Consider the following 1,969-nt stretch of genomic DNA (forward strand, 5'->3'; position numbering starts at 1 on the left):
TAAGATTAAATCTTGACTTCTACATATAATTCAAGCTTGATATACAAAAAATTAATTTTTATTATGTTTTATTTGCAATAATTATTGATTAATGTTAATAATTATCTTACTTTTTATATAAATAAAAGTTAATTATGCCACAATTTAAAATAGGCTTTTTTAAAACACATAAAGATTGTAAAAATATAAAAACTACAACTCAATCAAACTCTAACTATCCACCAAAGAAAAAACTACTGAAACAAAAATTAAGCCTCAAGGTAAAATATATAAATATGATCTCAACCAAGATATTTGGACACCGGATACTGAACTTCTTGGAATAGATTATGATACATAATTATAGATCTAGTATTCTTAACCAGATATATATTATTGTGGACTAACACTAAATTTTGAATTTCAAAAATCTAATTTATGTTTAAAATACCTATAGATAATGTTATTGTATTCATATATCTAATATCTATTCTACTCATTGGTATATATTACCGAGCTAAACATAGTAGTTTTAAGAACTATGCAAATGTCGAAAGTAAAGCGAAAAATAGTAAACTGTTATTAATAGCTACAATATTTGCAAGCTCTGTCGGAGGTGCTACCACTTTCGGTATTATGGAAAAGGTTTTTTTAAGACATGGATATTATGCCTATGCTTTGATGCTTACAATACCTATAGATATATTAATTGCGATCTATATAGTGCCTTTAATTGCCAAACATTACGGAGCTGAAAGCATCGGCGATATCCTGAGTACATATTACGGTAACATCGGTCGTTTTACCGGCGGTGTTAGCTCAGTCATTGTTTCAGTAGGGTTTTTGGCTGCTCAAATAAGCGTAAGTGGCTATATTTTTCAATATATCTTAGAAATAAATTATGTAAATGGAGTAATTTTAAGTTATAGTATAGTACTTATATATACTACAATCGGCGGCTTACAATCTATTGTTTTTACTAATTTACTACAATTTTTGGCAATGATAATCGCTATACCGACCATAACTTTTATCAGTTTAAATAAAATCGGTTTTGTAGATTTTATTGATAACCTACCTACGGAAAATGTAAATTTTGATCAGAGCAACCTACTTTCTTATACGATTGCAGCAACTTTAAGCTTTAGCGTCATGAATCTATATCCTACATTTATTCAAAGAGCTTTAATTAATAACAATCCTACGCAAACAACTAAAGCAATATATGCAAAATCCGCTATATATTTTTTCTTCTTGATTTGCATTACTTTAAACGGTTTAATTGCTTATAAGCTTTATCCAAACCAACCGTCAAATTTAGTATTACCTTATTTAATCAACCAAATTATTCCGCCTTTAATTCAAGGGGTAGTAATGAGCGGACTCTTAGCTGCCGTTATGTCTACTGCCGATTCTGATTTAAACGTTACTTCTATAGCTCTCGTTAAGGACATAATTAACCCTATACTTAAAGTAAAAAATCAGCAAAAATTATTATTAATTGCTCGAATTATTAACATTATAATAGGAAGTTTTGCGATAATTGTAGCCTTAAAATTTAGTAACGTAATTGATTTAGTAGTGTTCTTTACCGGTTTCTGGGGACCAGTAATATTAGTACCGTTAATAACAACGCTTTTCGGTATCAGAACATCTAAAACCGTAATGGTCTTATCATCACTCGGCGGAGCAGCTACTTTTTTAACGTGGGAATATTATTCTTTATCGTTACAATATTTCAACCTTAGAGGGGTGTTTATAGGAACGATGATGAGTCTTATGATATTTATTTTTGGTCGAAACGTCATTGTGAGCAGCCATATGCCCGAACCGTCATTACGAGAAGCGAAGCGACGCGGCAATCTCAATCTCATGAAATAATACTCCTGAGATTGCTTCGTCGAATTACGTTGTAATTCTTCTCGCAAGGCGTTGTTGCGTGGAGATTAAAAAAAGTCAGTATAGCGCTTAGAGTATAAAAATAATTAAA

Annotated in this window: 1 protein-coding gene; it reads left to right on the top strand. The window is 30.5% G+C overall.

Annotation, left to right across the window (positions count from 1 at the left end):
* The first annotated feature begins 417 nt into the window (after nucleotides 1–417).
* Complete coding sequence (locus tag KYQ89_RS05735) at nucleotides 418–1,860, top strand: sodium:solute symporter (protein WP_218460788.1); 1,443 nt, start codon at nucleotides 418–420, stop codon at nucleotides 1,858–1,860.
* Nucleotides 1,861–1,969: the final 109 nt, after the last annotated feature.

It is taken from the genome of Rickettsia sp. TH2014 (assembly GCF_019249195.1).
GTDB lineage: Bacteria > Pseudomonadota > Alphaproteobacteria > Rickettsiales > Rickettsiaceae > Rickettsia > Rickettsia felis.